Here is a 2,090-nt window from a genome sequence, read left to right as displayed (position 1 = left end):
GCCGGGCGGCGTTGGGCCGGGCGGCGTTGGGCCCGGCGGCGGGTTTGATCCCAAGCAGCTTCTCGGCGGCGGTGGGCCTGGTGGCGGTGGTTCGGGAGGCAGCTTTGACCCCAAGCAGCTCCTCGGCGGCGGGGGCGGGAACCCCCTCGGCGGTGGTGGGCCCGGTGGTGCCGGAGGGATCGGCGTCCCGCCGGTGGGCCCGGGCGGCGTCATCGGCGGGGCCGGGGGCGGGAATCCCCTCGGCGGTGGCGGGCCCGGTGGCGCCGGAGGGATCGGCGTCCCGCCGGTGGGCCCGGGCGGCGCCATCGGTGGACCTCCCCGCCCTGGCGGCCTGCCCCGCCCCGGTACCTCGGCCGGTGGCGCTGGCGGTACACCCGGCCCCAAAGGCGGTGGCCTCTCGTCACAGTTCCCGACGGCGATCAACCCGAAGAACATCGGGACCATCGGTGGCCTGACACCGCGTGGGGTGTCCGTGCCTGGCTCGGGTGGCGCGGGTGGCGCCGTTGGCCCGATTGGCCCGGTCGCCACTGCCGGCGGTACGGCCGGACCGCTCGGCGGATCTGCGGCGGCGGACGGCGCTGGCTTGCTCGGCGGATCTGTGGCGGCAGGCGGCTCTGGCTTGCTCGGCGGATCTGCGGCGGCGGGTGGCGCGGCCGGGGCCGGGACTCTCGGCCCCGGCTCGCCTGGTTATCCGTTCATGCCGCCGATGGGCGGGATGGGCGGGATGGGCGCCGGTAACCAGCAACAAGATAAGGACCGGGAACGGAAGACCTGGCTGGAAGAGGAGGAAGAGGTCTGGGGTACGGACCCGGAGGTGGCTCCGGCGGTGGTCGGCCGGGGAGACCTGCCAGAAGGCCAGCCCATCGACCGTCCGGCCCAGCCGCAGGTTCCGCGGCGCCCGGCTGGATCGCCGTACACTCCAGCGCGTTCTGGTGGGGGTTCCGGTGCCGGACTTCAGTGATAACTGGACGCAGTGGACATGGGAACAGGCCCTGCAGTCCATACTGCGAATCGGTCGCGAATCTGGGCAGACGCCGGCGATCGACCGTACGCTGATCGCCGGCCCGAACGTGTACTGGCTCCAGTTCGTCGAGAGTCGTGTAGTACGAACGGCAGATCTGGCCGGTATCTTGAAGCCGAAACCGAACGAGATCGTCGCCTGGTACCCCGCTAACCGTGATTACCAACTCGGCCATCAGTCCGGGTCGGGTTGGGAATACCGCATGGTCAGGGGCAAGATTACGCTGTATGACAAGGTCGGTGATGGGCCTAGCCCGCATGACCAGTTCATGCATTTCCAGTACGCCGGCGACGAGGCGCGTATCGTGTTGAACAACCCTCCAGCCGATAGTCCATTCCGGCCTCGAAGCTTTGTGGATGCCGCGTCTGTGGTTGAGGGAGTGATCCGCTGGCTTGACTCGTCGAACACTCAGCTGAACGCTCTGGTCAAGAGCATCAACCACGATAATTCTGGATTCAGCGGGTCGGCGGCGGGTGCTTTCGCCGCCGTTCTGGATAATCTGCAGAACGGCGTGGAGCAGCTTCATACGGACATCGCGGGTCCCGGTGAGACCAACTGGGCGGACCGGATCCGGGGCAAGGCGGGCGACATGAAGAATTTCTCAGTCGCCCTGATCGACGCCTGGAACCAGTATCAGAGCCAGGTGGCGTACAACTCGAACTTTTACAATCCCGGTCATTTGGTCGAGGCTGTGCGAGGCATTCTGAATGGCGCGTACTCCGGGAACCTCAACAGCGTCTCGCTCTCGTTTGGTGACGGTGGCGGTGGGACCTTTGACCTGACCACTCCCGCTGGCTGGCAGCAGGTCAACGAGCGGGTCAAGAACGCGTGGCTGCTGCAGGTGGGCAACCTGGACAGCAAGATGCGGGAAGCGCTCACCCACATGGTGGGCCTTTTCCGGGATACCCAACGGCATATCAACAGGTTCGGCACGCCGCCGCAGAACACTCCGGGCGGCGGCGGCCCAAATGGACCCGGTGGCGGGGGCGGCGGTTTGAACCCCGGCGGCATTGGGCCCGGCGGCATTGGGCCCGGCGGCGTTGGGCCCGGTGGCGTTGGGCCCGGTGGC

At 68.2% G+C, this 2,090-nt stretch carries 1 protein-coding gene; it reads left to right on the top strand.

The window, feature by feature from the left end:
- Positions 1 to 932: 932 nt before the first annotated feature.
- On the top strand, positions 933 to 2,090 hold a 1,158-nt coding region (locus A6A27_RS43010; protein ID WP_198940237.1), incomplete at its 3' end, for a hypothetical protein.

This window comes from Micromonospora sp. CB01531, assembly GCF_001905095.1.
Classification (GTDB): domain Bacteria; phylum Actinomycetota; class Actinomycetes; order Mycobacteriales; family Micromonosporaceae; genus Micromonospora.
Note: the sequence above shows the minus strand (reverse complement) of the source record. Positions and strands in the feature narration are given on the sequence as shown.